This is a genomic window from Actinoplanes sp. NPDC051633, from assembly GCF_040681735.1.
Lineage (GTDB): Bacteria > Actinomycetota > Actinomycetes > Mycobacteriales > Micromonosporaceae > Actinoplanes.
The window spans coordinates 1-2,049 of record NZ_JBFAZH010001298.1; the positions used below are offsets into that span (position 1 = coordinate 1).

At 71.0% G+C, this 2,049-nt stretch carries 2 protein-coding genes and 1 pseudogene; 2 read left to right on the forward strand and 1 reads right to left on the reverse strand.

Translation table 11 applies throughout. The features are described from left to right. Positions 1 to 501, forward strand: a pseudogene (locus AB0M20_RS40280) (hypothetical protein); the annotation flags it as partial. Between the two features lie 47 nt (positions 502 to 548). Here AB0M20_RS40280 and AB0M20_RS40285 read toward each other — a convergent pair. Continuing rightward, entirely contained in the window at positions 549 to 1,580 is a 1,032-nt protein-coding gene (locus tag AB0M20_RS40285) for a LuxR C-terminal-related transcriptional regulator (protein ID WP_364306426.1), read from the reverse strand. 89 nt (positions 1,581 to 1,669) lie between these two features. Between AB0M20_RS40285 and AB0M20_RS40290 the strand changes: the two genes are divergently transcribed. Continuing rightward, complete coding sequence (locus AB0M20_RS40290) at positions 1,670 to 1,957, forward strand: hypothetical protein (protein ID WP_364306428.1); 288 nt, start codon at positions 1,670 to 1,672, stop codon at positions 1,955 to 1,957. The last annotated feature ends 92 nt before the right edge of the window (positions 1,958 to 2,049 follow it).

Here is a 2,049-nt window from a genome sequence, read left to right on the forward strand (position 1 = left end):
CTGGGCTCCGCGGCCGCGTCGGAGGTGCCGATGGCGGCGCTGCTGTCCTTCACGGTCGGTGGGGCGGCGCCGGTGGTCGCCGCCGCCGCGGCGGTGCTGCTGACGCTGGGCGCGGCCAACGCCTACCTGACCGGCGGCGCCGCACTGGCCCGTGACCTGGGTACGCGCCGCTTCGTCCCGGCGATCGTCGCGGCCTCGGTGGTCATCCTGGCCTTGATCGGCGCCGGCCGGCTCCCGGTCAACGCGGCGATCACCGTGTCCACGTCGTTCTTCCTGCTGGTCTACCTGGCCTGCATGGTCTCGGCGGCGAGGGTGCTGCGCGGCCCGGCACGCGTGGTCGCGGCCTTCGCGGCCGTCGCCGTCCTGGTGGTCCTCGCCTTCGGCGGCTGGGCGATGCTCCCGGCCGCCGCCGTCGCCGCGCTGGCTCTGCTGCGGCCGCGTCGCTCCTCGCGGACCGCTACCTCGAGCTCTGACCGCGAGGCGTCGCCCGCGCGCTCGTAGCGCATCGGCTCGAGCGGGGAGATCGGCGCGCGGCTGCCGGTAAGCGGTCAGCCGATCGCCCGCGCGAGGAGCTGGCGGCGGCTGTGGGTCGCGGTCTTCTCGAAGATCGACTTCAGATGATCCTGAACGGTGTGCCGGGAGACGTGCAACCGCGTGGCCGCCTCGCGGGTGTCCACGCCGTCGGCGAGCACCTCGATCAGACTCGACTCCCGCGCGCTGAGCCCTGAGGCGCGGCAGAAGACGTCCAGCCGTTCCCCCGGTGTGGCGTACTCGATGGTGACCGCGATGTCGTCCCCGATCCGGGCGGCGCGCAGGGTGATCCAGGCGCCCTCGCCGAGGTGGACCCGTGCGGTCGGTGGGTGGTGGTCGACACCCGCCTCCATCGCGATCAGCTGCCCGGCGACGTTGTACGCGGCGGCCGGGACGGGGGACCGCTCGGGCGGTGGCGGTAGGAGCCGGCGAAGAAAGTCGCCGGTCTCGGACGTCCCGGCCCGGATCGTCATTTCCGGTGACAGGAGCAACACCAACGGCTCCCGCCGGTCGGTACGGACGGGCCGGAGAGCGAATGTGGCCGCCTGCGACCGGCGGAGTGCTTCGGTCACGGCCGGAGCGACCGAAGCCAGGAAGTCTGCGTCGGCTTCGGTGAACGGGGAACCGGCCCGCCACAGGTCGAGAAACGCCCAGCAGCCGAAGCGGTCGGCGAAGACGGCCGAGGCCACGTCGGCGATGCCCGCGGGCTCGAGCAACTCCCGCCACATGAGGCTGTGCTCGGGCCGGCCGCCGGTGGCTTCGCGAAGCAGGGCGACCGGCCGCTCGGTCAGGGTGGTCCACCGGTTGACCTCGGTGGAGTACTTGAGCCGGATCAGGCGCGGCAACTGGTCGAGGATCGGCACGTCGGCGAGCGGGTCGCAACCGACGCAGGTGACGGGATCGGTCAGCACGAAGACGTACGCGTCGAAGCGGGTCACCCGGCGCAGCTCGTCGAGAACTGCCACCCGCAGCCGGCGCGCCGGGCCGCCGGAGCGGCACAGCTCCACAATGCGTTCCCGGACCCGCTCACGGGACGTCGATGCGGCCACGACGCGAACGGTACTTGGGCATCACCCAGGTTTCTGGGATAGCGCTGCTCCGGCCGGGCGGCCGATGCTCGAGCCGAGGAGGAACAACCATGATCACTCTGCACATCGAGCACGAGATCACCGACTTCGGCACCTGGAAGCAGGCGTTCGAGAGGTTCGCCGGCATGCGACGCGACGGCGGCGTGGTCAGCCAGCGGGTCTACCGGCCGCTCGACGACAACCGGTACGTCATCATCCATCTTGACTTCGCTGCCGCCGACGAGGCACGCAAGTTCCTGGACTTCCTCACCACGCGAGTGTGGGCCAGCCCGGCCGACGCGCCCGCTCTGGCCGGGACGCCCAGGACCAGGTTCCTCGAGGCGGCCGCCGAAGGTTGAGAGTGTTGACACAACCGGCTCTGTCATAGATTCTCATCAATATAGCGGCATAATCATATGGCCCTGCCACGGCCAGGCGAAACAGCAATGGC

Bases quoted from the DNA above. Each gene is read 5' to 3' on its own strand.
- AB0M20_RS40290 (WP_364306428.1), top strand. From the start codon at position 1,670: ATGATCACTCTGCACATCGAGCACGAGATCACCGACTTCGGCACCTGG.